Origin of the sequence: Blastococcus sp. TF02-09, assembly GCF_003319105.1 — a bacterium.
Classification (GTDB): Bacteria; Actinomycetota; Actinomycetes; order Mycobacteriales; family Geodermatophilaceae; genus Blastococcus.
Genome location: NZ_QOHH01000005.1, coordinates 25,562 through 46,699, shown reverse-complemented (window position 1 = coordinate 46,699; position 21,138 = coordinate 25,562). Strand labels below are relative to the sequence as shown.

General features: G+C 74.7%; 18 protein-coding genes and 1 tRNA gene. 3 read left to right on the top strand and 16 right to left on the bottom strand.

The window, feature by feature from the left end; all coding sequences use genetic code 11:
* The first annotated feature begins 14 nt into the window (after positions 1-14).
* A complete protein-coding gene (locus DQ239_RS09100; protein WP_113834107.1) occupies positions 15-1,223 on the top strand; it encodes a betaine/proline/choline family ABC transporter ATP-binding protein in 1,209 nt (402 codons plus the stop codon).
* Here the strand turns inward: DQ239_RS09100 and DQ239_RS09095 are convergent.
* From DQ239_RS09095 to dacB, 10 genes are all read right to left on the bottom strand, one after another.
* Positions 1,213-1,716 (bottom strand): DUF3180 domain-containing protein, encoded by a 504-nt coding sequence (locus DQ239_RS09095; RefSeq protein WP_113834106.1) that lies wholly within the window; start codon positions 1,714-1,716, stop codon positions 1,213-1,215. The two genes, DQ239_RS09100 and DQ239_RS09095, sit on opposite strands and share 11 nt — an antisense overlap.
* A 4-nt stretch (positions 1,717-1,720) precedes the next feature.
* A complete protein-coding gene (gene folK / locus DQ239_RS09090) occupies positions 1,721-2,224 on the bottom strand; it encodes a 2-amino-4-hydroxy-6-hydroxymethyldihydropteridine diphosphokinase (protein WP_113834105.1) in 504 nt (167 codons plus the stop codon).
* Positions 2,221-2,598, bottom strand: coding sequence for a dihydroneopterin aldolase (gene folB, locus DQ239_RS09085; protein WP_233488983.1), 378 nt, complete (start codon positions 2,596-2,598; stop codon positions 2,221-2,223). Before folB ends, folK begins: the two co-directional genes overlap by 4 nt.
* A complete protein-coding gene (gene folP, locus DQ239_RS09080) occupies positions 2,591-3,442 on the bottom strand; it encodes a dihydropteroate synthase (RefSeq protein WP_233488981.1) in 852 nt (283 codons plus the stop codon). Before folP ends, folB begins: the two co-directional genes overlap by 8 nt.
* 7 nt (positions 3,443-3,449) lie before the next feature.
* Positions 3,450-4,067: a GTP cyclohydrolase I FolE gene (gene folE, locus DQ239_RS09075; protein ID WP_113834104.1), complete on the bottom strand. Its 618-nt coding sequence runs from the start codon at positions 4,065-4,067 to the stop codon at positions 3,450-3,452.
* On the bottom strand, positions 4,064-6,046 hold the full coding sequence (gene ftsH / locus DQ239_RS09070; RefSeq protein WP_113834103.1) for an ATP-dependent zinc metalloprotease FtsH: 1,983 nt from the start codon (positions 6,044-6,046) through the stop codon (positions 4,064-4,066). Before ftsH ends, folE begins: the two co-directional genes overlap by 4 nt.
* A gap of 266 nt (positions 6,047-6,312) precedes the next feature.
* On the bottom strand, positions 6,313-6,897 hold the full coding sequence (hpt, locus tag DQ239_RS09065) for a hypoxanthine phosphoribosyltransferase (RefSeq protein ID WP_348519326.1): 585 nt from the start codon (positions 6,895-6,897) through the stop codon (positions 6,313-6,315).
* Positions 6,894-7,916, bottom strand: coding sequence for a tRNA lysidine(34) synthetase TilS (gene tilS / locus DQ239_RS09060; RefSeq protein ID WP_113834102.1), 1,023 nt, complete (start codon positions 7,914-7,916; stop codon positions 6,894-6,896). The genes hpt and tilS overlap by 4 nt, the downstream gene beginning before the upstream one ends.
* Before the next feature lie 2 nt (positions 7,917-7,918).
* A complete protein-coding gene (locus DQ239_RS09055) occupies positions 7,919-9,001 on the bottom strand; it encodes a zinc-dependent metalloprotease (protein WP_113834101.1) in 1,083 nt (360 codons plus the stop codon).
* A 42-nt stretch (positions 9,002-9,043) separates the two neighbouring features.
* A complete protein-coding gene (dacB, locus tag DQ239_RS09050; RefSeq protein ID WP_199582811.1) occupies positions 9,044-10,462 on the bottom strand; it encodes a D-alanyl-D-alanine carboxypeptidase/D-alanyl-D-alanine-endopeptidase in 1,419 nt (472 codons plus the stop codon).
* A 57-nt stretch (positions 10,463-10,519) separates the two neighbouring features.
* Here dacB and DQ239_RS09045 point away from each other — a divergent pair, with 57 nt between their 5' ends.
* A complete protein-coding gene (locus DQ239_RS09045) occupies positions 10,520-11,014 on the top strand; it encodes an inorganic diphosphatase (protein ID WP_113834303.1) in 495 nt (164 codons plus the stop codon).
* A 167-nt stretch (positions 11,015-11,181) separates the two neighbouring features.
* Here DQ239_RS09045 and DQ239_RS09040 read toward each other — a convergent pair.
* The 3 genes from DQ239_RS09040 to tmk all read right to left on the bottom strand — a co-directional run bounded on the left by DQ239_RS09040 (position 11,182) and on the right by tmk (position 14,790).
* A tRNA-Thr gene (locus DQ239_RS09040) sits at positions 11,182-11,254 on the bottom strand.
* A 69-nt stretch (positions 11,255-11,323) separates the two neighbouring features.
* Positions 11,324-12,499, bottom strand: a complete 1,176-nt coding sequence (locus tag DQ239_RS09035) for a DNA polymerase III subunit delta' (protein ID WP_113834099.1) — start codon at positions 12,497-12,499, stop codon at positions 11,324-11,326.
* Entirely contained in the window at positions 12,496-14,790 is a 2,295-nt protein-coding gene (tmk, locus tag DQ239_RS09030) for a dTMP kinase (RefSeq protein ID WP_113834098.1), read from the bottom strand. Before tmk ends, DQ239_RS09035 begins: the two co-directional genes overlap by 4 nt.
* 183 nt (positions 14,791-14,973) lie before the next feature.
* Between tmk and DQ239_RS09025 the strand changes: the two genes are divergently transcribed.
* On the top strand, positions 14,974-15,768 hold the full coding sequence (locus DQ239_RS09025; protein WP_113834097.1) for a trans-aconitate 2-methyltransferase: 795 nt from the start codon (positions 14,974-14,976) through the stop codon (positions 15,766-15,768).
* Here DQ239_RS09025 and DQ239_RS09020 read toward each other — a convergent pair.
* The 3 genes from DQ239_RS09020 to DQ239_RS09010 form a co-directional block, all read right to left on the bottom strand.
* Complete coding sequence (locus DQ239_RS09020) at positions 15,755-16,519, bottom strand: class I SAM-dependent methyltransferase (RefSeq protein ID WP_233488978.1); 765 nt, start codon at positions 16,517-16,519, stop codon at positions 15,755-15,757. The genes DQ239_RS09025 and DQ239_RS09020 overlap by 14 nt on opposite strands.
* Before the next feature lie 2 nt (positions 16,520-16,521).
* Positions 16,522-19,377: a type I DNA topoisomerase gene (gene topA, locus DQ239_RS09015; protein ID WP_113834096.1), complete on the bottom strand. Its 2,856-nt coding sequence runs from the start codon at positions 19,375-19,377 to the stop codon at positions 16,522-16,524.
* A 238-nt stretch (positions 19,378-19,615) separates the two neighbouring features.
* Positions 19,616-21,118 (bottom strand): alpha/beta hydrolase, encoded by a 1,503-nt coding sequence (locus DQ239_RS09010; protein ID WP_158544815.1) that lies wholly within the window; start codon positions 21,116-21,118, stop codon positions 19,616-19,618.
* Positions 21,119-21,138 lie beyond the last annotated feature (20 nt).

The window sequence follows — 21,138 nt, the reverse complement described above, 5'->3', positions numbered from 1 at the left end:
AGGAAGGCCACGTCGTGGACGCTACTGCTCCGAACCCACCCCTCGCAGCGTCCGGGGACGCGGAGGAGATCCGGCTCGAGGGCATCAGCAAGGTCTACGCCGACGGCACCGTCGGCGTCGCCGAGCTCGACCTCACCTTCGCGGCGGGCGAGCTGACGGTCCTGGTCGGGCCGTCGGGCTGCGGCAAGACGACGACCATGAAGATGATCAACCGGATCATCGAGCCCACCACCGGGCGGATCATGATCGGCGGGGAGGACGTCACCGGCGTGGACGCGGTGCAGCTCCGCCGCCGGATCGGCTACGTGATCCAGAACGTGGGGCTGTTCCCGCACCAGACGATCCGCGCCAACGTCGGCACGGTGCCGCGGCTGCTCGGCTGGGACCGCTCCCGCACCCGCGACCGGGTCGAGGAGCTGCTCTCCCTCGTCGGCCTCGACCCCGCCGTCCACGCCGACCGCTATCCCCACCAGCTCTCCGGCGGACAGCGGCAGCGGGCCGGTGTCGCCCGGGCCCTGGCCGCCGATCCCCCCGTCCTGCTCATGGACGAACCGTTCTCCGCCGTCGACCCGGTCGTGCGCGAGCGGCTGCAGTCGGAGTTCCTCCGCCTGCAGGAGCAGGTGCGCAAGACGATCGTCTTCGTCACCCACGACATCGAGGAGGCCGTCCGCCTCGGGGACCGCATCGCGGTCATGAGCACCGGCGGGACGGTCGAGCAGTTCGCCTCCCCCGCCGACCTCCTCGGCCGGCCGGCCAACGCCTTCGTCGCCGACTTCGTGGGCGCCGACCGGGGCCTCAAGCGGCTGGCCGTCACCGGCGTCGACGCCGCCGACCTCGAGCACCCGCCGGTCGTGCACGTCGAGGACGGGCTGGCCGACGCGCGCAGCGCCATGCAGCGGGCCGGAGCCCGGTGGGCCGTGGTGCTCGACGACGCGGACGCCCTGCACGGCTGGCTGTCGGTGGAGCGGGCCGCCGGCGCCGGCACGGTGGGCAGCGCGGCACGGCGGATGGAGGCCTGGGTGCCGGCGGACGCGAGCCTCAAGAGCGCGTTCGCCACGATGCTGCAGCACGAGGCCGGCTGGGTCGCGGTGCTCGACGGGGACCGGTTCCTCGGCGTCCTGACCCCGGAGTCGCTGCACGCCGCCCTGCGCCGGTCGGTGGAGGGCACCGTCCCCGAGACCGCGGGGGCCTCGCTGGTGTCGGGCGCGTCGCTCAGGCGCTGACGCCGGGTGCGGGCCCGTCCTCGTCGGGTGGGATGCGGCAGACGGACTCGAGCCAGAGCGCCGCAGCGACCAGGCCGATCGAGCAGACCACGCCGATCACCGCGGTGACGGTGTCGCCCCCGGCGGCCTGCACGCCGTCGGCGGCGGCGGGCCAGACGTGCGCCAGCACCCCGCCCCAGATGCCGGCGAAGACCGCGCCCACGTAGGCGCTGGCCTGGGCGAGCACCGCCAGCCGCGCGACCAGCAGGGGCTCGACCAGGCGCACCTCCCCGGCCTGCGGTGGCCGGCCGGCCCGCGCGGCGCGCTGGTCGGCCAGGCGCCCCCGCAGGGTGCGCGCGGCGAGCCCCTCGGCGACCGCCAGCACCGCCAGCGGCGCCGGCAGCCACCAGTCCAGCGACGGCAGCTCGCCGTACCAGGAACGGACCAGCAGCCAGGCGGCCAGGGCCAGGCCTGCGGCGAGGACGACGAGGTCGCGGCGGCGCACCGGGGTCATCGGCTCAGCCCACCGGGGCCCAGGGGACGACGGCGGCGACCTCCGCGGGGTCCAGGACGGCGACGAGGTCGCGCACCGGCCCGTGCCCGGGGAGCTCCGCGGCGGCGTCGACGGCCAGCCACGGCACCAGCACGAAGGCCCGCTCGTGCGCCCGCGGGTGCGGCAGCGTCAGCTCCGGATTCCCGGAGACGACGGGCCGGCCGTCGTCCCCGGTGACGGTGACGACGTCGACGTCGAGGGTGCGCGCACCCCAGCGGACCTCGCGGGTGCGCCCGGCTGCCTGTTCCAGCTCCCGCGCGCGGGCCAGCCAGCCCCGGGCGTCGCGGTCCCCGTCCAGCACCGCGACGGCGTTCAGGTACGGCGGCTGCTCGACCGGCCCCCACGGCGGGGTCTCGTACAGGCCGGAGGCGGTCACCGCGCCGTCCTCGGCCAGGGCGTCGAGGGCGGTGCGCAGGGTGCCCGCCCGGTCGCCCAGGTTGGCCCCCAGCGAGAGGACGACGCGGGTCACCGCTGGCGCCGGATGCTCACGGTGACGTCGTCGAACGGGACACCGAGCTCGGCCTGCGGCTTGTGCACGGTGATCTCGACGGCCTCCACCAGCGGGTCGGCCAGGCAGACGTCGGCCAGCCGCTGGCTCAGCGTCTCGAGCAGGTCGACGGGCTCCCCGGCGAGCACGGCGTGCAGCCGCTGGGCGAGATCGGCGTAGTTCACCGTCAGCGCGAGGTCGTCACCGGCCGCGGCGGGCGCGGTGTCCAGCTCCAGGACGGCGTCGACGGAGAAGATCTGCCCGCGCTCGCGCTCGAAGGCGTAGACGCCGTGGTGGGCGTGGGCGCGCACCCCGCGCAGCGCGATCCGGTCGGGCACCCGGCGCGGCTCAGCCACGACGCCCCCGCCCGGCCGCGCGGACGGCGTCCAGGGTGCGCAGGGCGTCCACCGAGGCGGCGGCGTCGTGCACCCGCACCCCCCAGGCGCCGGCCTGGGCGGCCAGCACCGTCGTCGCCAGGGTGGCGGCGTCGCGCTCCTCGGCGGGGCGCGGGGCCTCGTCGGGTCCGGCGAGCAGCCGGCCCAGGAAGGTCTTGCGGGAGGCGCCGACCAGGACGGGCAGGCCCAGCGCGGTCAGCCGGTCCAGGCCGGCCAGCAGCGCCCAGTTGTGCTCGGCGCGCTTGGCGAACCCCAGCCCGGGGTCCAGGACGAGCTGCTCGGGGGCCACCCCGGCGGCGACGACGTCCTCCACGCGGGCGGTGAGCTCGGCGCAGACCTCGGTGACCACGTCGCCGTACTGGGCCGCGGCGTACATCTCCCGGCTGTGGCCCCGCCAGTGCATGAGCACCCAGGGGACGCCGGCCTCGGCGACGAGGTCGGCCATGTTCTTGTCCGCGAGCCCGCCGCTGACGTCGTTGACCAGCTCGGCCCCGGCGCCCAGGGCCGCCTCGGCGACCTCGGCGCGGGTGGTGTCCACGCTGGTGCGCACCCCGGCGGCGGCCAGCTCGCGGATCACCGGGACCACCCGGCTGCACTCCTCCCCGGCGTCCACCCGGTCGGCGCCGGGCCGCGTAGACTCCCCGCCGACGTCGACGTAGTCGGCGCCGGCGGCGTGCATCGCGAGGCCGTGCGCGATCGCCGTCGCCGGGTCGGAGAAGCAGCCGCCGTCGGAGAAGGAGTCGGGGGTGACGTTGAGGACGCCCATCACCACGCAGTGACCCGGTCGCGGGAGGGCGGTGCTCACCTCGACGTCACCGACCGAGCACGAGGCTCATCGCCTCGCTGCGGGTCGCCGGGTTGTCCCGGAAGATGCCGCGCACCGCCGACGTGACGGTCGTCGCCCCCGGCTTGCGGATTCCGCGCATGGCCATGCACAGGTGCTCGGCCTCGATCACCACCAGCACCCCGCGGGGCCTGAGGATCTGGTCGAGGGAATCGGCGATCTGGCCGGTCATCCGCTCCTGCACCTGCGGACGGCGGGCGTAGACGTCGACCAACCGGGCCAGCTTCGAGAGCCCCGTGACCCGACCGTCCTCACCGGGGATGTAGCCGATGTGCGCGATGCCGTGGAACGGGACCAGGTGGTGCTCGCAGGTCGAGAACATCGAGATGTCCTTGACCAGCACGAGCTCGTCGTGGTTCTCGTCGAACGTCGTTGACAGGATCTCGCCGGGGTCCTGCCCGAGCCCGCCGAAGGTCTCGGCATAGGCACGGGCGACCCGATCGGGCGTCTCCTTCAGACCGGGCCGGTCGGGGTCCTCCCCCACCGCCAGCAGCAGTTCCCGCACGGCCGCGGCCGCGCGCGCCTGGTCGACCCGGCCGGGGCCGGGACGGAACGGGTCATCGGGCTCGGGCGGGTCCGGGGTCATCGCTGGGCCGGGGCCCCGACATCCCCGATCGGGTTCGGCCGGTCCTCGGTCAGGTGCCCGTTGCCGTTCTGCGCGGCGACCTCGGCCGGGGTGAGCACGGGAGGCTGGTCCGACGGCGTCCGCTTGCCGAAGCCGTTGTACGGGGCCAGCGAGGGACGCTTGGCGACCGGCGCGCAGATGCGGGCCATGTCCTCCTTGGACAGCGTCTCCTTCTCGATCAGCTCGAGCACGAGCTGGTCGAGGACGTGCCGGTACTCGACCAGGATCTCCCAGGCCTCGTCGTGCGCGGCCTCGATCAAGGCCCGGATCTCGGCGTCGATGTCGGCGGCCACGGCCTCGGAGTAGTCCGGACGGGAACCCATGTCGCGGCCCAGGAACGGCTCGGCGTCGGTGCTGCCGTACTTGACCGCGCCGAGCTTGGCGCTCATCCCGTACTGGGTGACCATCGCGCGGGCCATCGAGGTGGCCTTCTCGATGTCGTTGCCGGCGCCGGTGGTCGGCTCGTGGAAGACCAGCTCCTCGGCCGCCCGGCCCCCGAGGGCGTAGGCGAGGGTGTCGATCATCTCCGACCGGGTCTGGGTGTACTTGTCCTCGGTCGGCAGGACGAGGGTGTGCCCGAGCGACCGGCCGCGCGGCAGGATCGTCACCTTGTGCACCGGGTCGAGGTTCGGCAGCGCGTGCGCCACGAGAGCGTGCCCGCCCTCGTGGTAGGCGGTCACCTTCTTCTCCTTCTCGCTCATCGCCCGCGTCTTGCGCTCGGGGCCGGCGATGACGCGGTCGATCGCCTCCTCCAGCACGGCGTCGGTGATCAGCGAGTTGTTGGTCCGCGCGGTGAGCAGCGCGCCCTCGTTGAGCACGTTCGCGAGGTCGGCGCCGGTGAAGCCGGGGGTGCGGCGGGCGACGGTCTCCAGGTCGACGTCGGGGGCGAGCGGCTTGCCCTTGGCGTGGACGGCCAGGATCGCCTTGCGGCCGAGCAGGTCGGGCCGGTCGACGGCGATCTGGCGGTCGAAGCGGCCCGGCCGCAGCAGCGCCGGGTCGAGGATGTCGGGCCGGTTGGTCGCGGCGATCATGATGACGCCGCCCTTGACGTCGAAGCCGTCCATCTCGACCAGCATCTGGTTGAGGGTCTGCTCGCGCTCGTCGTGCCCGCCGCCCATGCCGGCGCCGCGGTGCCGGCCGACGGCGTCGATCTCGTCCACGAAGATGATCGCCGGGGCGTTCTCCTTGGCCTGGTTGAACAGGTCGCGGACGCGGCTGGCGCCGACGCCGACGAACATCTCGACGAAGTCCGAGCCGGAGATCGAGAAGAACGGGACGCCGGCCTCGCCGGCCACGGCGCGGGCCAGCAGCGTCTTGCCCGTCCCGGGCGGGCCGAACAGCAGCACGCCCTTGGGGATCTTCGCGCCGACGGCCTGGAACTTGACCGGGTTCTGCAGGAAGTCCTTGATCTCGTGCAGTTCCTCGATCGCCTCGTCGGCACCGGCGACGTCGGCGAACGTCGTCTTCGGGGTGTCCTTGGTGACCTGCTTGGCCTTGGACTTGCCGAAGGCCATGACCCCGCGGCCGCCGCCCTGCATGGAGTTGAACAGCCAGAACAGCAGCAGCAGGAGGATCAGGAACGGCAGGAAGCTCACCAGGAGGCTGACCAGCAGGCTGTCCTGGGTGACGTTGGTGTCGAAGTCCTCGGTGTCGTTCTCGCGCAGCAGCTCGACGATCGTGTCCTCGACCGCGAGCGGGTACGAGGCGGCCACCTCGGTGCTGCCGTCCACCTCGTCGCGGAGGACGAGGTCGAGGGTCTGCTCCTTGGTGTTGAGCGTCGCGGACTCGACGTTGCCGTCCTCGATCTGCGTCAGCGCCGTCGCGGTGGAGACCTCCTGGAGGTTCCCGCCGCCGCGGAACAGCGAGGAGAGCGTGAGGGCCAGGAGGACGACGATGACGACCCAGAACCACACGGAGCGGTAGAACTTCTTACGTTCCATACACCGATGCCGGGCACCGGCGGAGCCGGTCTGCCCGTCGACCCTCCTGCTCGTCCGGTGACACTGCCTGCGACCCGGGCAGGACCCCCGGCGCTCCGTGCAGCGTCGTCGGACCCGAAGGTACACCGGACGACCTGTGGAATCCCTGGCCGTGAGCCGGGATGCACCTATCGGGGGCACGCTGCCGCGAGCCGCCGGTCGATCATCGGCACATGGCTGTCGGACACGCCGACGGGCGCCGCCATCTGCCGATGATCACTGTCGCCTCAGGCGTAGACCTCGGGCTTGAGCGTGGCGATGTAGGGCAGGTCGCGGTAGCGCTCGGCGTAGTCGAGGCCGTAGCCGACGACGAACTCGTTGGGGATGTCGAAGCCGATGTACTTCACCGGCACGTCCACCTTGACCGCGTCGGGCTTGCGCAGCAGGGCGCACACCTCGAGCGAGGCCGGGGCGCGGCCGCCGAGGTTCTTCAGCAGCCAGGACAGGGTCAGCCCGGAGTCGATGATGTCCTCGAGCACGAGCACGTGCTTGTCGGTGATGTCGCGGTCGAGGTCCTTGAGGATGCGGACGACCCCGGAGGAGCTGGTGGCCGAGCCGTAGGAGGAGACGGCCATGAACTCCATCTGCGTCGGCAGCTGCAGCGCGCGGGCGAAGTCGCTCATGAACAGCACCGCGCCCTTGAGGACGCCGACGAGCAGCACTTCGCGGCCCGCGTAGTCACTGGCGATCTGGGCGGCCAGCTCAGCGATCTTGCCCTGGATCTGCTCCTCGCTGAGGAGCACGTGGTCGATGTCCGGTCCGTAGCCGTGGTCGGGGCCCAGGGCCCCGGGACTGGTCGCAGACTCGGTCACGCGTCGGGCTCCTCGCGGTCGTGTGGTGCTGGGGGCGGGCCGCCGCCGTCGCGCACGGGTTCCAGTCCCAGGGTGCCAGACGCCCGGACGACGCCTGCGCCACCGGGTAGGTCCACCCGGCCCTGCCCCCGCCAGCGCACGAGGAGGGCGTCGACGGCGTCCAGGTGCACCGCCTGCAGATCGGGCACCCCGGCGCCGCGCAGCCATCCGCGCAGCACCCGGGTGCGCAGTGCCGCGGGCAGCTCGGCCAGGGGCCGCACCGGCAGGCCGTCGTCGCAGCTCAGCGCGGCGAGGTGGCCCGCGGCGAGCTCGTCGAGGGCGTCCAGGTCGGCGCGCAGCAGGGCGGCGGTGCGGGCCAGGGCGGGCGCGACTCCGCCGCCGAGCACCTGCTCGAGCAGGGGCAGCACCTCGGTGCGCAGCCGCACGCGCGTGTAGGCGGGGTCGCCGTTCCACGGGTCGTCCCAGACGGGGAGGCCCTGGGCGGCGCAGGCGGCGCGCGTGGTCGTCCGGCGGATCCCCAGGAGCGGCCGCCACCATTCGGTGTCGCCCGTCGTCCGGTGCTCGACCATGCCGGCCACCGAGCGGGGGCCGGAGCCCCGTCCCAGGCCCAGCAGCACCGTCTCGGCCTGGTCGTCGAGGGTGTGCCCGAGGGCGACGCGCGCCCCGTGGTCGGCGGCGGCGCCGGACAGCGCCGCGTACCGGGCCGCGCGGGCCGCTCCCTCGGGGCCGCCGTCGGTGCCGACGGCCACCGGGACCACCAGCACCGGCGCCAGCCCGAGGTCCCGCAGCAGGACCGCGATGCGCTCCGCGCGGTCCCCCGACCCCGGCTGCAGGCCGTGGTCCACCGTGACGGCGCCGGCCCGGACGCCGGCTCGCGGGGCCTCGAAGGCGACCGCCGCGGCGAGCGCGAGGGAGTCCGCTCCCCCGCTGCAGGCGACGAGCACCGGCCGGTCGTCCCCGGTCAGCCCGGGCCGGACGGCGCTGCGGAGCTGCGCGACCGCCGGGTCGGGACCGGCCACGCTCAGGCGGGGATGGCCGGCCGGCCCAGCACCCGCTCGACCCAGCGCTCGGGGGCGGTGAGCTCCTCGATGAGCGGCAGGTTCTCCGGCTTGACCCACACCTGGTTGAAGCCCTCCATGCCGGCACGGTCGACGACGCCGCCGACGAACACCCGACCGTCGGCGTACTGCTTCATCTTCTGCTCCAGCCCGAGCAGGCGGCGCATCACGCGGTCGAACGGCCCGCGGCCCTTGCGGCGCTGCGCGAACCGCTTGCGCAGCGTGCGCACCGACGGGACGACGTCCGGCCCGACGCCGTCCATCACGTACTCGGCGTGCCCCTCGACCAGGCTCATCACCGCGGTGACCCGGTCGAGGACCTCGCGCTGGCGGGGGTCCTTGATCAGCGCCATGAGGCCCTCGGACCCGTCGTCGTCCCCGCGCACCGCACCGGCGACGCTGCGCAGGACGTCCTGCAGCCGCTCGCGCAGGACGTCGGCGGTCAGGTCGGTGGCGTCGACGAACTCGGCGATCTGGCTCTCGAGGTAGGGCCGCAGCCACGGCACCGCGGTGAACTGGAGCTGGTGGGTGACCTCGTGCAGGCACACCCAGAGCCGGAAATCCGACGGGTCCACGCCGAGCTTCTGCTCGGTGGCGACGATGTTCGGCGCGACCAGCAGCAGGCGGCCGCCGGTGCCGAAGACCTCGTACTGGCCCAGGACCCGGGAGCTGAGGAACGCCAGGATGCCGCCGGCCTGGACGCCGGTGGCGCGGGAGCCGATGGCCGTGGCCAGCGCACCCGGCCGGCTGCCGCTCCTCTCGGCCAGGGCGTCGACGAGCGGGTCGAGCAGCGCGGCCATGCCGCGGGCGTTGGCGTCGACCCAGCCCGGCCGGTCGACGACGGCGACCTCGGGGACCGGCCCGCCCGCGACGGGCGTCATGCCGGTGAGCTCCTCGACGTGGGCGACAGCGACCGCGGCGGCCTCGTGCAGCTCGCGGACGACGGCGGCGGCGTCCTCCCGGGTGGTCTGCGGGCCGGGTCCGACGAGCCGGCGGGCGGTGCGACCGGCGAGGTCCCAGTCCACCATCGAGGAGGCGCTGCTCATCGCCTCACCGTACCCGCGGCGGGGGAAGTGACCGGCTGTCGACTACCCGCAGCCGCAGGCGGCCAGGGCCGCGGCGACGTCGTCGAGGGCCGCCTCGGCGCTCGCCTCGCTGCCGGACTCGTCGGCGATGACGGCGAAGGCCAGCAGCCGCCCCTCGGCGGTGATCGCGGTCCCGGAGAGGGCGTGCACGCCCAGCAGCGTCCCGGTCTTGGCGCGGACGACGCCGGGTGCGGTGTCGGCGTCCCCGCGGTCGAAGAGGGTGCCGTCGTAGCCGGCCACGGGGAGACCGGACAGCAGCGCGGAGGCGCCCCGGAGGGAGCCGTCCGCCGCCCCGGCCACGATCTCGGCGAGCACGCTCGCGGGCACCTGGTCCAGCCGGGAGAGGCCGCTGCCGTCGGACAGCGTGACCCCGGTGGTGTCGATGCCGGCGTCGGCCAGGGCGCCGACGACCCCCTCGGCCGCCCCCTCGAAGGAGGCCGGCAGGTCGCGGCTGAGCGCCACCTGCCGGGCGAGGGCCTCGGCGAGCACGTTGTCCGACATGGACAGGGCCTGCTCCACCAGGCGGGCGATCGGCGCCGACCGGACCTCGGCCAGCTGCTCCGCGCCGGCGGGCGCCTCCCCGAGGGCGACGGTGGCGCCGGGTGCCCCGAGCGCGTCGGCGAGGGCGACGCCGGCGTCGATGCCGGGCTGGCCGCTGCGGGCTTGCGAGCGGGAGCTCACGCGGGCGCCGTCCACCGCGGTCGCGGTGACGGGAGCGGCGTAGCTGGACGGCGCGTCGGCCGGCCCCCAGCCCGGGGCGGTCAACGGACCGGTGAACAGCGAGCTGTCCACGACGACGCGGGTGACCGTGGTGCCGGGCAGCGCCGCGACGACCTGCGCGGCGAGGTCGGCCACGGTGGGCGCGCCGGGGTAGGTCTGCGACGGCGAGGTGCGGGACAGCGTCGGGTCGCCGCCGCCGACGAGCACCACCTCTCCGGGCGCGCTGCCGGCCACGACCGTCGTCGCCAGGGTCTGCGCGGGGTCCAGGGCGGTGAGCGCAGCGGCCGCGGTGAGGAGCTTGGCGGTGGACGCAGGGATGGCCGGCGAGTCGCCGTCGAGGTCGAGCAGGACCTCGCCGGTCTCGACGTCGACGACCTCGGCGGACACCCCGGACCCCAGGCCGGGTGCCTGCAGCAGCGGACCGACCGCGGCGGCGAGCGCGTCGGGGTCCGGCGCGGGGGCGGCGGAGTCGAGAGAGGCGAGCACGGGCGTGGCGTCGCCGAGGTCGGGCAGGACCGCGTCGGGGACGGTCACCGTCTCCGCGGACGCCGTGTCGTCGTCGCCGCCGAGCCCTCCGGCGAGGGCGACGCCCCCGCCGACCAGCAGCAGGACCAGGGCGATGACGGCCAGCGCGATACGCCTGCGGAAGCGCCCGGTCCTGGCTGTGACGATCGTCGAACCGCTCGACGCGATGGTGCCCACCCCCCAGAAATGGCGACCCGCCGATTGCTGCGGGCCGCCGTGGGTCACACTACGTCCGTGCAGTTCGACGTGACGGTAGAAATCCCGAAGGGCCAGCGGAACAAGTACGAGCTGGACCATGCCACCGGACGCATCCGCCTGGACCGGATGCTGTTCACCTCCACCCGCTACCCGGCGGACTACGGCTACATCGAGAGCACCCTGGGACAGGACGGCGACCCGCTCGACGCCCTGGTGCTGCTCGAGGAGCCGACGTTCCCCGGGTGCCTGATCACGTGCCGGGCGATCGGCATGTTCCGCATGACCGACGAGGCCGGCGGGGACGACAAGGTCCTCACCGTCCCGGCGACCGACCCGCGGATGTCCCACCTCAAGGACATCACCGACGTGTCGGAGTTCGACCGCCTGGAGATCCAGCACTTCTTCGAGACCTACAAGGACCTCGAGCCGGGCAAGTCGGTCGAGGGCGCCGAGTGGGTCGGCCGCGAAGAGGCCGAGGCGGAGATCCTCGCCTCGCTCGAGCGCGCCAAGAACGCGGCGCCGCACCACTAATCTTTGTCCCCGGCCCTCCGGGTCCCCGAGCGCACCGACGGCGGCTCACCTCTTCCGAGGTGGGCCGCCGTCAGCGTTCGTGGGGCGGCACGCGGCCGGGCCCGCACACGACCCCGGGAACGACGCAGCGGGCCCGTCCCTGAGGACGGACCCGCTGCGGTGAGGAGAGCCGCCTGTCGGAATCGAACCGACGACCTTCTCATTACGAGTGAGATGCTCTACCGACTGAGCTAAGGCGGCGGACGTGCCCGCACAGACTACGGCACCGCCCCAGCCGTCCGGCGCAGGGGCGGGGGTCGGCGAGGTGCGTCAGGCGGGCAGCCGCAGCGCCACGGTCAGCGCCTCCAGGGCGATCTGCGGCTTCACGTTCTGCTCCAGCGCCGTCCGGCAGTCGAGGATCGCGGTGATCCGCCGCAGCGCCCCCTCGGGGCCCAGCCGGCGGGACAGCTCGACGGCGTCGGTGCGCCGGTCGGGGTGGTTGAGCGGCAGCTCCGCCTCGGGCGCGGCGGCGAGCACCATCGCGTCCCGGTAGAGCCCGGCGAGGTCGACCAGCGCGCGGTCCAGGGCGTCCCGGCCGATGCGGGTGGCCCGCGACTTCTGCCGGCGCTCGAGCTCCTTGAGCTGGCCGGCGCTCCCCCGGCTGGCCGCGACGACCCCCGGACCCCGCGCGCCCACGCCGAGGCTGTTCTTCAGCGCATCCGTCTCCGCGCCGTCGAGCACCTCGGTGGCCGCCTCGGTCTCCTCCTTCGCCGCTCCGACGAGGTCGTCGGCGGCGTCCATGCACGCGGCCAGCGACACCAGCCGCAGCGGGACGTCGAGCACCGCCTTGCGGGCCAGCCGCGCCTCCTCGTCCCGCGCCAGGCGGCGGGCCCGGCCGACGTGCCCACCCGAGGCGGCGGCCGACCAGGCGGCCAGCGCCGGGTCCACGCCGTCGCCCACCAGCACGTCGGCGATCGCGGTGACCGCGGGCGTCCGCAGCGCGACCACCCGGCAGCGCGAGCGGATGGTGACCGGGACGTCGTCGGGGTGCAGGCTCGGCGCGCACAGCATCACGACGGTGCGCGGCGGGGGCTCCTCGATCATCTTGAGCACCGCGTTGGAGGCGGACTCGCTCATCCGGTCGGCGTCCTCGACGATGATCATCTGCCAGCGGCCCTGCGACGGTGAGCGGCCGGCGACCCGGACCAGCTCGCGCGCCTCGTTCACGCCGATCGAGAGACCGTCCGGGACGATCACGGTGACATCGGCGTGCGTGCCTGCCAGCACCGTCCGGCATTCGTGGCAGGTGCCGTCGCCGCCGTTCGGGCACTGCAACGCGGCCGCGAACGCCCGCGCGGCGACCGAGCGCCCCGACCCCGGCGGCCCGGTGAACAGCCACGCGTGAGTCATCGCGCCCGGGTCGTCGACGGCGGCGCGCAGCTCCTGCACCACCGCGGGCTGACCGATGACCCGCGCCCACACCCCGTCGTCCGCCGTGACCGTCATGGGTGCAGCTGGGGGGTCGCGCCGGTCTGGGCGTGCGGGTGGTGATGCTCCGGCGTCGTCGGCTCGGCGGCCGGTCCGGGCTGCTGCGGCAGCGTCTGCAGCGGCAGGCCGGAGAGCAGGTCGGTGATCCGCACCCGGATGGCGGCGGCGAGCTCGTCGGCCCCCTGCGTGGCGTCGAGCACCAGGTAGCGGTCGGGGTCGCTCTCGGCCAGCGCGCGGAAGGTCTGCCGCACCCGCTGGTGGAAGTCCAGGGACTCCGACTCCATCCGGTCGGCCACCGACCGGCCCCGGGCGCGGGCCAGCCCGGTCTCCGGTGGCAGGTCCAGCAGGATGGTGAGGTCGGGCTGCAGACCGCCGGTGGCCCACCGGGAGAGCATCCGGACGTCCTCGAGCGGGATCGTGCGGCCCGCGCCCTGGTAGGCCAGCGAACTGTCCACGAAGCGGTCCGTGATCACCACCTCGCCGGAGTCGAGGGCCGGCCGCAGGACGTCGTGCACGTGCTGGGCGCGGTCGGCGGCGTACAGCAGCGCCTCCGAGCGCGGGGAGATGGCCGTGTGCGAGCGGTCGAGCAGGATCGCCCGGATGCCCGCGCCCGACGGCGTCGCGCCGGGCTCGAACGTCGTCCGGGCGACCAGGCCCTCGTCGGTCAGCCACTCCTGCAGCCGCTTGACCTGGGTGGACTTGCCCGCGCCCTCGCCGCCCTCGAAGGCGATGAACACGCCGCCGCCGGCCAGCCGCCGCCGCGCCGTGGTGTCGCGGCGCAGCGCGGTGAGGACGTCGGCCAGCAGCGGGACGGGCCGGCCGTCGTCCATCTGCCGGTAGGCCAGCACGCCGACGCCCACCGCGAGCAGCCCGGCGGCGAGCAGCATGATCCGCTCGCCGGTGACCGGGACGGTCAGGCCGCCGACGTCGAACGAGTGCCGCCCGATGAGGCCCACCCCGAAGGGCACGACCGCCAGCGACAGGATCAGCGCCGCCCGGACCAGCGACTGCACGATGGCGAAGGTGCGGCCGCGCACCTCGTCCTGGACCTCGGTGCCCAGCAGCGTGAAGCCGGCCAGGTACGCGATGCCCGCGAAGAACCCCATGAGGACGACGAGGACCAGGGCGAACCACAGCGTGAGCGTCCAGGACATGATCACGACCATCACACCGGCGCCCACGATGGCCAGGCCGAAGATCCGCTCGCGGGCCAGGTCGTGGGCCACGCTCGGGCCCAGTGCGATGCCCAGGCCGAGGCCGATGAAGACGGCGCCGAACAGCAAGCCGTAGGCGGCCTCCCCGCCCCCGAGCGCGTTGGCGTACGCCTGCCCGGTCGCGATGATCACGCCCGCCGCGGCGAAGGCGCCGGTGATGCCGATGACCAGGCCGCGGACCAGCGGGGTGTGCCCGGCGAAGGAGAAGCCGTGCCGCAGCGAGCCGAGGAAGCTCTCGTGCCCGGCGCCGGCCCCCGGTGCCCGCCGGCCGCTGATCGAGGGCAGGGTCCAGATGACGGCCGCGGCCACGAGGAAGGTCAGGGCGTTCAGGTAGAGCGCGACGTCGACCTGGTCGACCGAGGGGAACAGCGACTGCAGGCGCCCGCCGGTGGAGTTGAGCAGTGCGAAGACGATCGCGGCCAGCACCGGGGTCAGGCCGTAGGTGGTGACCAGGGACAGCTGGTTGGCCGGTTCCAGCTGGTCCTTGCGCAGCATGTTGGGGACCGCGGCGTCCTTGGCCGGCATCCAGAACATGCTCAGTGCCTCGATGAGGAACTGGGCGACGAACAGCCAGATGAGGTTGTCGACGAGCGGGATCGAGGCGAAGAAGCCGAACCGCAGGACGTCGGTGACGACCATCGTCTTGCGCCGGTCGAACCGGTCGGCGAAGGCGCCGGCGAGCGGGCCCAGCACGATGGTGGGCAGCAGCCGGAACAGCAGGACGGCGCCCAGGGCGAAGTTCTTGCCCGCGAAGCTGTCGACCAGCGACGTCGCGGTCGCGGTGATGGCCAGCAGGCCCAGCCAGTCGCCGAAGCTGGACAGCGACATCGACAGCCACAGCTTGCGGAAGTCGCGCACCCGCAGCACGGCCCGCAGCTTGGCGCCCAGGCCCACCGACGCCATCCCGTCCGGCTGCGGGACGGCGCCGTCCCGCTCCGTGCCGGCGCCGTTCGGCGAGGGCCCGGGCCGGTCCGCGTCGACCTCGCCGAGCGGCACCGCGGCGTCCGCGGGCACCGGCGTGTTCGCCGGTGGCAGCCCGTCGGGCGGCGGCGTGGTCCGCTCGGCCGGTGCCGCCGGCTCCTCGCGCGGCGACACCGGAGGCGTCGGGTCGGACTGGATCTCGGCTCCCGGGGTCGTGGGAGGGGGACGGAGGCCGGTCCCCCAGCGGGCTCACGGTACCGGCCGGGGCCGACGATCCGGACCGGATTCCACCCGCAGGGCTACCGGTCGCCTCCACGTGGGATCGCGAGCCCCCGCCCGGCGACTAGCGTCCCGGTGATGAGCAGCAGCGGCGCCTGGGACCCAGCCGCGTACCTGCGGTTCGCCGGCGAGCGCGCCCGGCCCTTTCTCGACCTGGTGTCCCGGGTGGACGTGCCGTCGCCGGGCACGGTGGTCGACCTCGGGTGCGGGGACGGGTCGACCACGGCGCTGCTGGCCGACCGGTGGCCGGCGGCCCGCGTCACCGGCGTCGACTCCTCCCCCGAGATGCTCGCCGCCGCCCCCGCCCGGCCGGGGCTGGAGTTCCGGCTCGGCGACGTGCGGGACTGGCGGGCGCGGGAACCGGTCGACGTTCTGGTCTGCAACGCCGTCCTGCACTGGGTGCCCGGCCACGACCGGCTGCTGGCGTCCTGGGCGGAGCAGCTCGCCCCCGGCGGGGCGCTGGCCGTGCAGGTGCCGGGCAACTTCCGGGCGCCGACGCACGCACTCCTGGCCGCGCTGTGCCGGTCGCCGGCGTGGGCGCAGCGGCTGGCCGACGTGGCGCCCTCGCCGTCGGCGGTCCTGGAACCGACCGGCTACCTGGACGTGCTCACCGGTGCCGGGCTGACCGCCGACGTCTGGGAGACGACCTACCTGCACGTGCTGTCCGGGGAGGACCCGGTCCTGGCGTGGGTGCGCAGCACCGTGCTCCGGCCGGTCCTCGCCCGGCTGGACGGTCCGGCCGCGGCGGAGTTCACCGCGGAGTACGCGGCCGCGCTGCGCTCGGCCTACCCGCGGCGCCCCGACGGCAGCACCGTGCTCCCGTTCCGGCGGCTGTTCGCCGTCGGGGTCCGGGCGGGCGTCAGCCAGGCGTGAGGCGGTAGGCCATCGTCCGGTACGGCAGCTCCAGGACGTCGCGCCCCCGGGTGTCCGGGTGCTCGGCCAGCAGGTCGCGGACGCCGCCGAGGAAGGCCACGCGGGTGTCCTCGTCCATCACCGCCACGTAGCTGCGGGTGGCGACGCCGCGCACCACGTCCTCCGGGGACAGCCGCTGCACGATGCCCGATTCCGCCACCGCGACGTCGGCCCGCAGCGCCGTGGCGAAGGACCCGACGACGGCGGCGTCCGCCTCGTGCCCGCGGGCCTCGCCGGCCAGGAGCGCACCGAGTGCCGCCACCCACGGAACGCGCTCGTCGCGGGTGTTCCAGATCAGCCCGAGCGTCCCGCCGGGGCGCAGCACGCGGCGGAACTCGCGGGCGGCCGGTCCGGGATCGAACCAGTGGGCGGCCTGCCCCGCCACGATCGCGTCGACCGCCGCGTCGGTCAGGGGCACCGCTTCCGCGGTGCCGGCGACGGTGGGCACCCCGGGCAACCGCGCGGTCAGCTGGGCGAGCATCTCCGGAGCCGGGTCGACGGCCACGACCCGGTGGCCCGCGGCCACCACGACGTCCGTGAGCAGCCCGGTGCCGGCGCCGACGTCCAGCACCTCCCGCGGCCGACCTCCCCGGCCGAGGAGGTGGCTCACGGCGTCGGCCGGATAGCTGGGCCGCTGCGCCGCGTAGCCGGCCGCGACCGACCCGAACGAACGCCCCGGCGACCGTGCGCCGCCGTCGTCCGGGCCGGGCACGGTCAGCCCGCGGTGACCGGGTCGGCGGTCGTCTTGGCGGCGGTCTTCTTGGCCGTCGTCTTCTTGGCGGTGGCCTTCTTCGCCGTCGTCTTCTTGGCTGTCGTCTTCTTCGCGGCCTTCTTCTTCTTGGCCGGGCCGGCGGCGCGGCGGTCGGCCAGCAGCTCGGCGGCGCGCTCGAGGGTGATCGTCTCGACGTCGTCGCCCTTGCGCAGGCTGGCGTTGGTCTCGCCGTCGGTCACGTAGGGCCCGAACCGGCCCTCCCGCACCGTGATCGCACCTTCGGTCACCGGGTCGGGACCCAGCTCCTTGAGCGGCGCCTTGGCCGCCGCGCGCCCCCGCTGCTTGGGCTGGGCGAAGATCGCCAGCGCCTCGTCGAGGGTGATCGTGAAGAGCTTCTCCTCGCCCTCCAGCGAGCGGGAGTCGGTGCCCTTCTTGATGTAGGGCCCGTAGCGACCGTTGAGCGCCTGGATCTCCTCGCCGTCGGGCGCGGTGCCCACGGTGCGGGGCAGCGTCAGCAGCCGGAGCGCGTCCTCGAAGGTGACCGTCTCCGGCGACATGGACGAGAACAGGCTCGCGGTGCGGGGAGCCTCCTTGCTGCCCTCGGGGACGACGGTGGTGACGTAGGGGCCGTACCGGCCGGCCTTGACGACGACGGGGAGCCCGGACTCGGGGTCCGTGCCGAGCTCCCGGTCGCCGGACGGCGCGGCGAGCAGCTCGCGCACCTTCTCCTCGGTGAGCTCGTCCGGCGCCAGGTCCTCGGGGATGCTGACCCGGCCGCCGTCCTCGCCGGCCTGCAGGTAGGGGCCGTAGCGGCCCACCCGGGCCACGACCGGCTCCCCCTCGGGGCTGGTCGCCCGCAGCGGGATGGAGTTCACCCCGCGGGCGTCGATCTCCTCGAGCCGCTGCCCGATCACCGACTTGAGCCCGCCGGACTCCGCGATGGCTCCGGCGTGCCGGCCCTCGCCGCCGAAGTAGAACTCGGTGAGCCAGTCGACCCGGCCCAGGGTGCCGCCGGCGATCTCGTCGAGCTCGCTCTCCAGCGACGCGGTGAAGTCGTAGTCGACCAGCTGGGCGAAGTGCTGCTCCAGCAGGTTGGTGACGGCGAACGCGATGAAGGAGGGCACCAGCGCGTTGCCCTTCTTCCACACGTATCCGCGGTCCTGGATCGTCTGCATGATCGAGGCGAAGGTGGACGGCCGGCCGATGCCCAGCTCCTCGAGCCGAGCCACGAGGCTGGGCTCGGTGTACCGGGACGGCGGCTGCGTCGTGTGCCCCTTGGGCTCCAGCTCGCGGGTGTCCAGCTGCTGGCCGCGCTCCAGGCGGGGCAGCCGGCGCTCGGCGTCGTCGGTGCCGGGGTCGTCCTCGTTCGCGTTCTGGGCGCCCTCGTCGCGGGACTCCACGTACGCCCGGAGGAAGCCGGGGAAGGTGATGGTGCGGCCGCTGGCGGTGAACTCGACCGCCTCGTCCGTGGTGCTGCGGCCGGCCAGCCGGATGCTGACAGTCTGCCCGACGGCGTCGGCCATCTGCGAGGCGACCGTGCGCTGCCAGACCAGCTCGTAGAGCCGGAACTCGTCGCGGGCGAGCTCGGCGGCCAGCTGCCCCGGGGTGCGGAAGCTGTCACCGGCGGGACGGATCGCCTCGTGCGCCTCCTGCGCGCCCTTGGACTTCTTGCTGTAGCGGCGGGCCTCGGCCGGGACGTAGGCGTCGCCGTAGAGCTCGCGGGCCTGCTGCCGGGCGGCGTTGATGGCCTCCTCGGACAGGTTCGTCGAGTCGGTCCGCATGTAGGTGATGTGACCGTTCTCGTAGAGCCGCTGGGCCACCCGCATCGTCTGCGCCGAGGACCAGCCGAGCTTGCGACCGGCCTCCATCTGCAGCGTCGAGGTGGTGAACGGTGCGTAGGGACGGCGCCGGTAGGGCTTCTCGTCCACCCGGCTGACCGTGACCTGCCGGCCCTCGAGCCGTGCGGCCAGGCCTCGCGCGCCGGCCTCGTCGAGGTGCACGACCTCACCGGTGGTGCGGCCGGTGGCGGCGTCGAAGTCGCGCCCGGTGGCGACCCGGCTGTCGTCGACGCTGACCAGCTTCGCGCGGACCGTCGTCGGCTCGCCCTCGTCGGCGCCGGCGGCCCTGCCCGGGACGGCGAAGGTGCCCTCCAGCGACCAGTAGTCGGCGGCGTGGAAGTTCATCCGCTCGCGCTCGCGCTCGACCACGATCCGGGTGGCGACCGACTGCACGCGGCCGGCCGAGAGCTTGGGCAGCACCTTCTTCCACAGCACGGGGCTGACCTCGTAGCCGTAGAGGCGGTCGAGGATGCGGCGGGTCTCCTGGGCGTCGACCAGGTCGGTGTCCAGCTCGCGCGGGTTGGCCACGGCGCGGGCGATCGCCTCGGGGGTGATCTCGTGGAAGACCATCCGCCGGACCGGGACCCGCGGCTTGAGGGTGTCGACCAGGTGCCAGGCGATGGCCTCGCCCTCGCGGTCCTCGTCTGTCGCGAGGTAGACCTCGCTGGCGCTCTTGACCAGCTGCTTGAGCCGGGTGACCTGCTGTTTGCGGTCGGGGCTGACCACGTAGAGCGGCTCGAAGGAGTTGTCGACGTCGACGCCGAGGCGGGCCCAGGAGGCACCCTTGTGCTCGGCCGGGACGTCGGCGGCGTTGCGCGGCAGGTCGCGGATGTGCCCGACGCTGGCCTCGACGACGTAGCCGTTGCCCAGGTACCCGGCGATCTTGTTGGCCTTGGTCGGCGACTCCACGATGACCAGCGGCTTGCCACCGGCCGTCGCCGAGCTGCGCCGGGGCGGCTTGCTGCCCCCGGCGGTGGGCTCGGTGCTCCCACCTGCGGTGTTCGTGGTCTTCGTGGGCACGGTGCTCCTGTCGGTGGTGCCTGGGTCGTGCTGGCGCGGCGTGCGGGTGGTGCTCGACGTCGTGCCCGGGGGCCGGCGCCGGGCGACGCGGTGGCGATGAGGCCCCTCGGCGGGCCACGGTAGGCCACCTGGGCGACCGGAGCCCCGGGACGAGGTCGGATGGGCGTGCCGTCCCCTCACTGAACGTGCACGCGGCGCTGCTGTTCCCGAGGGCGCGAAGGGACCTCCCACGACCGGGTCAGCCGGTCCGGCGCCCCGCCACCACCTCTCCCATCGCCGCGAGCGTGGGCCGGTCCCGGTCGAAGTAGTCCGAGTGCCCCGTGCCGGCCTCGATGGGCAGGCCCGTGGAGCCGAACCGCTCCGCCCACGTGTCGGTGCCGAACCAGCCGGTCCACGAGATCGGGTCGGCCGGCGACGCCGCGTCGTACACCTCCGGCGCCTCGAGCTCCGCGGCGTCGTCCTCCATGCCGGGGCTGCCGAGCAGGACCACCGCGTCCGCGGCCAGCCGGCCGGGCCGGTCGGCGGCCTCGTCGATGACCACGGTCCCGTAGCTGTGCCCCACGACCGTCGTGCGCGGCAGCCCCGCACCGGCCGTGGTGCGTGCCCCGGCCAGGCCGGCCAGCGCCCCGGCCAGCAGGGCCCCTCCCCTGTCGGCCGCGCCGCGGGTGAGCGCCGCGGCCACGCTGTGCGGCGCCCGGTAGCCCAACCAGGCCATCGCGGCCACCGCGACCTCCGGGTCGGCCCGCGTCGCCTCAGCCGCGAGGTCACGGGCGTCGCCGGCGACGGCTGCGAGGTCGTCGGCCGGGGAGTTGCCCACCCCGGGGACGACCACCGCGACCGCCTCCGCATCGTCGAGGTCGCCGATGGAGACCGCCACCCGGTCTCCCGCCAGGTCGAGCAGGTGCAGCTGCGCGACGCGCCCGGCGGCGTCCTCGGCGGCGAGCACGTCGGCCACGGCCCGGGCCGTGGCGCGGTGGTCCTCGTCGGCCCGGGGATCAGCCAGCACCTGCTCGAGGAGGTGCCGGTTCGCGCGGTCCCTGGCCCAGCCGGGCACGCCGTCGGACGAGCCGACGACGTCGGGACGCGACCGGACAAGGGTCAGCTGGGCGGCCACCGGCAGCGCCGCCCACCAGCGCGCCGTCGCGGCCGGATCGCCGCCGGCGGGTGGGTCGACGTCGGGATCGACCGCGGCCAGAGCACCGAGCCACGCCGCCGGGCCGACGCCGACGTCGGGCGCCAGCACCTCCCGGGCCCGGTCGGCCGCCGCCTCCGCCGCGGCCGCGGCGTCCAGGGCGTCGCGGGCCAGGGCGACCGCCGGCGGCACCGAATCGGGGCCGAGCACGAGCCGGTCGACCAGGGCCCCGAGCGTGTCCTCGGCGGCGAGCGCGGCGTCGAGCGGTACCGGCAGCTCGCCGCTCAGGGCCAGCGCGGCGGCGGCGCTCTCGGCCGCGGTGGACGCCTCGCGCACCAGGAGGGCGCACTCCTCGCGCGAGGTCGCGAACCCATGGTCGGCAGCGGCCGCTGCCGCCGACAGGCGCAGCAGCAGGTCACCGGCACGGTCCGCGGCCGGACCGGACCAGGCGCCGCCGTCCTCGAGCTCCCGCACCACGGCGTCCAGCCGGCTCCGCCAGGCCGGGAAGCTTTCGTCCAGAGCGGCCACCGGACGCAGCCCGGCCCGCAGCGCGGCGACGTCCCAGCCGGCCACGGTCTGCAGGCGGGCCACCGGGTCGGGGTGCGTCACGGCCGCCCTCCCCCAGCTCC

What these genes read in the sequence shown, in the direction of transcription:
- DQ239_RS09095 (WP_113834106.1), bottom strand. Translation starts at nt 1,716, where the DNA reads ATGACCCCGGTGCGCCGCCGCGACCTCGTCGTCCTCGCCGCAGGCCTG.
- DQ239_RS09055 (WP_113834101.1), bottom strand. Translation starts at nt 9,001, where the DNA reads ATGAGCAGCGCCTCCTCGATGGTGGACTGGGACCTCGCCGGTCGCACC.
- DQ239_RS09035 (WP_113834099.1), bottom strand. Translation starts at nt 12,499, where the DNA reads ATGACGGTCACGGCGGACGACGGGGTGTGGGCGCGGGTCATCGGTCAG.
- DQ239_RS09025 (WP_113834097.1), top strand. Translation starts at nt 14,974, where the DNA reads ATGAGCAGCAGCGGCGCCTGGGACCCAGCCGCGTACCTGCGGTTCGCC.
- folE (WP_113834104.1), bottom strand. Translation starts at nt 4,067, where the DNA reads ATGACCCCGGACCCGCCCGAGCCCGATGACCCGTTCCGTCCCGGCCCC.
- ftsH (WP_113834103.1), bottom strand. Translation starts at nt 6,046, where the DNA reads ATGGAACGTAAGAAGTTCTACCGCTCCGTGTGGTTCTGGGTCGTCATC.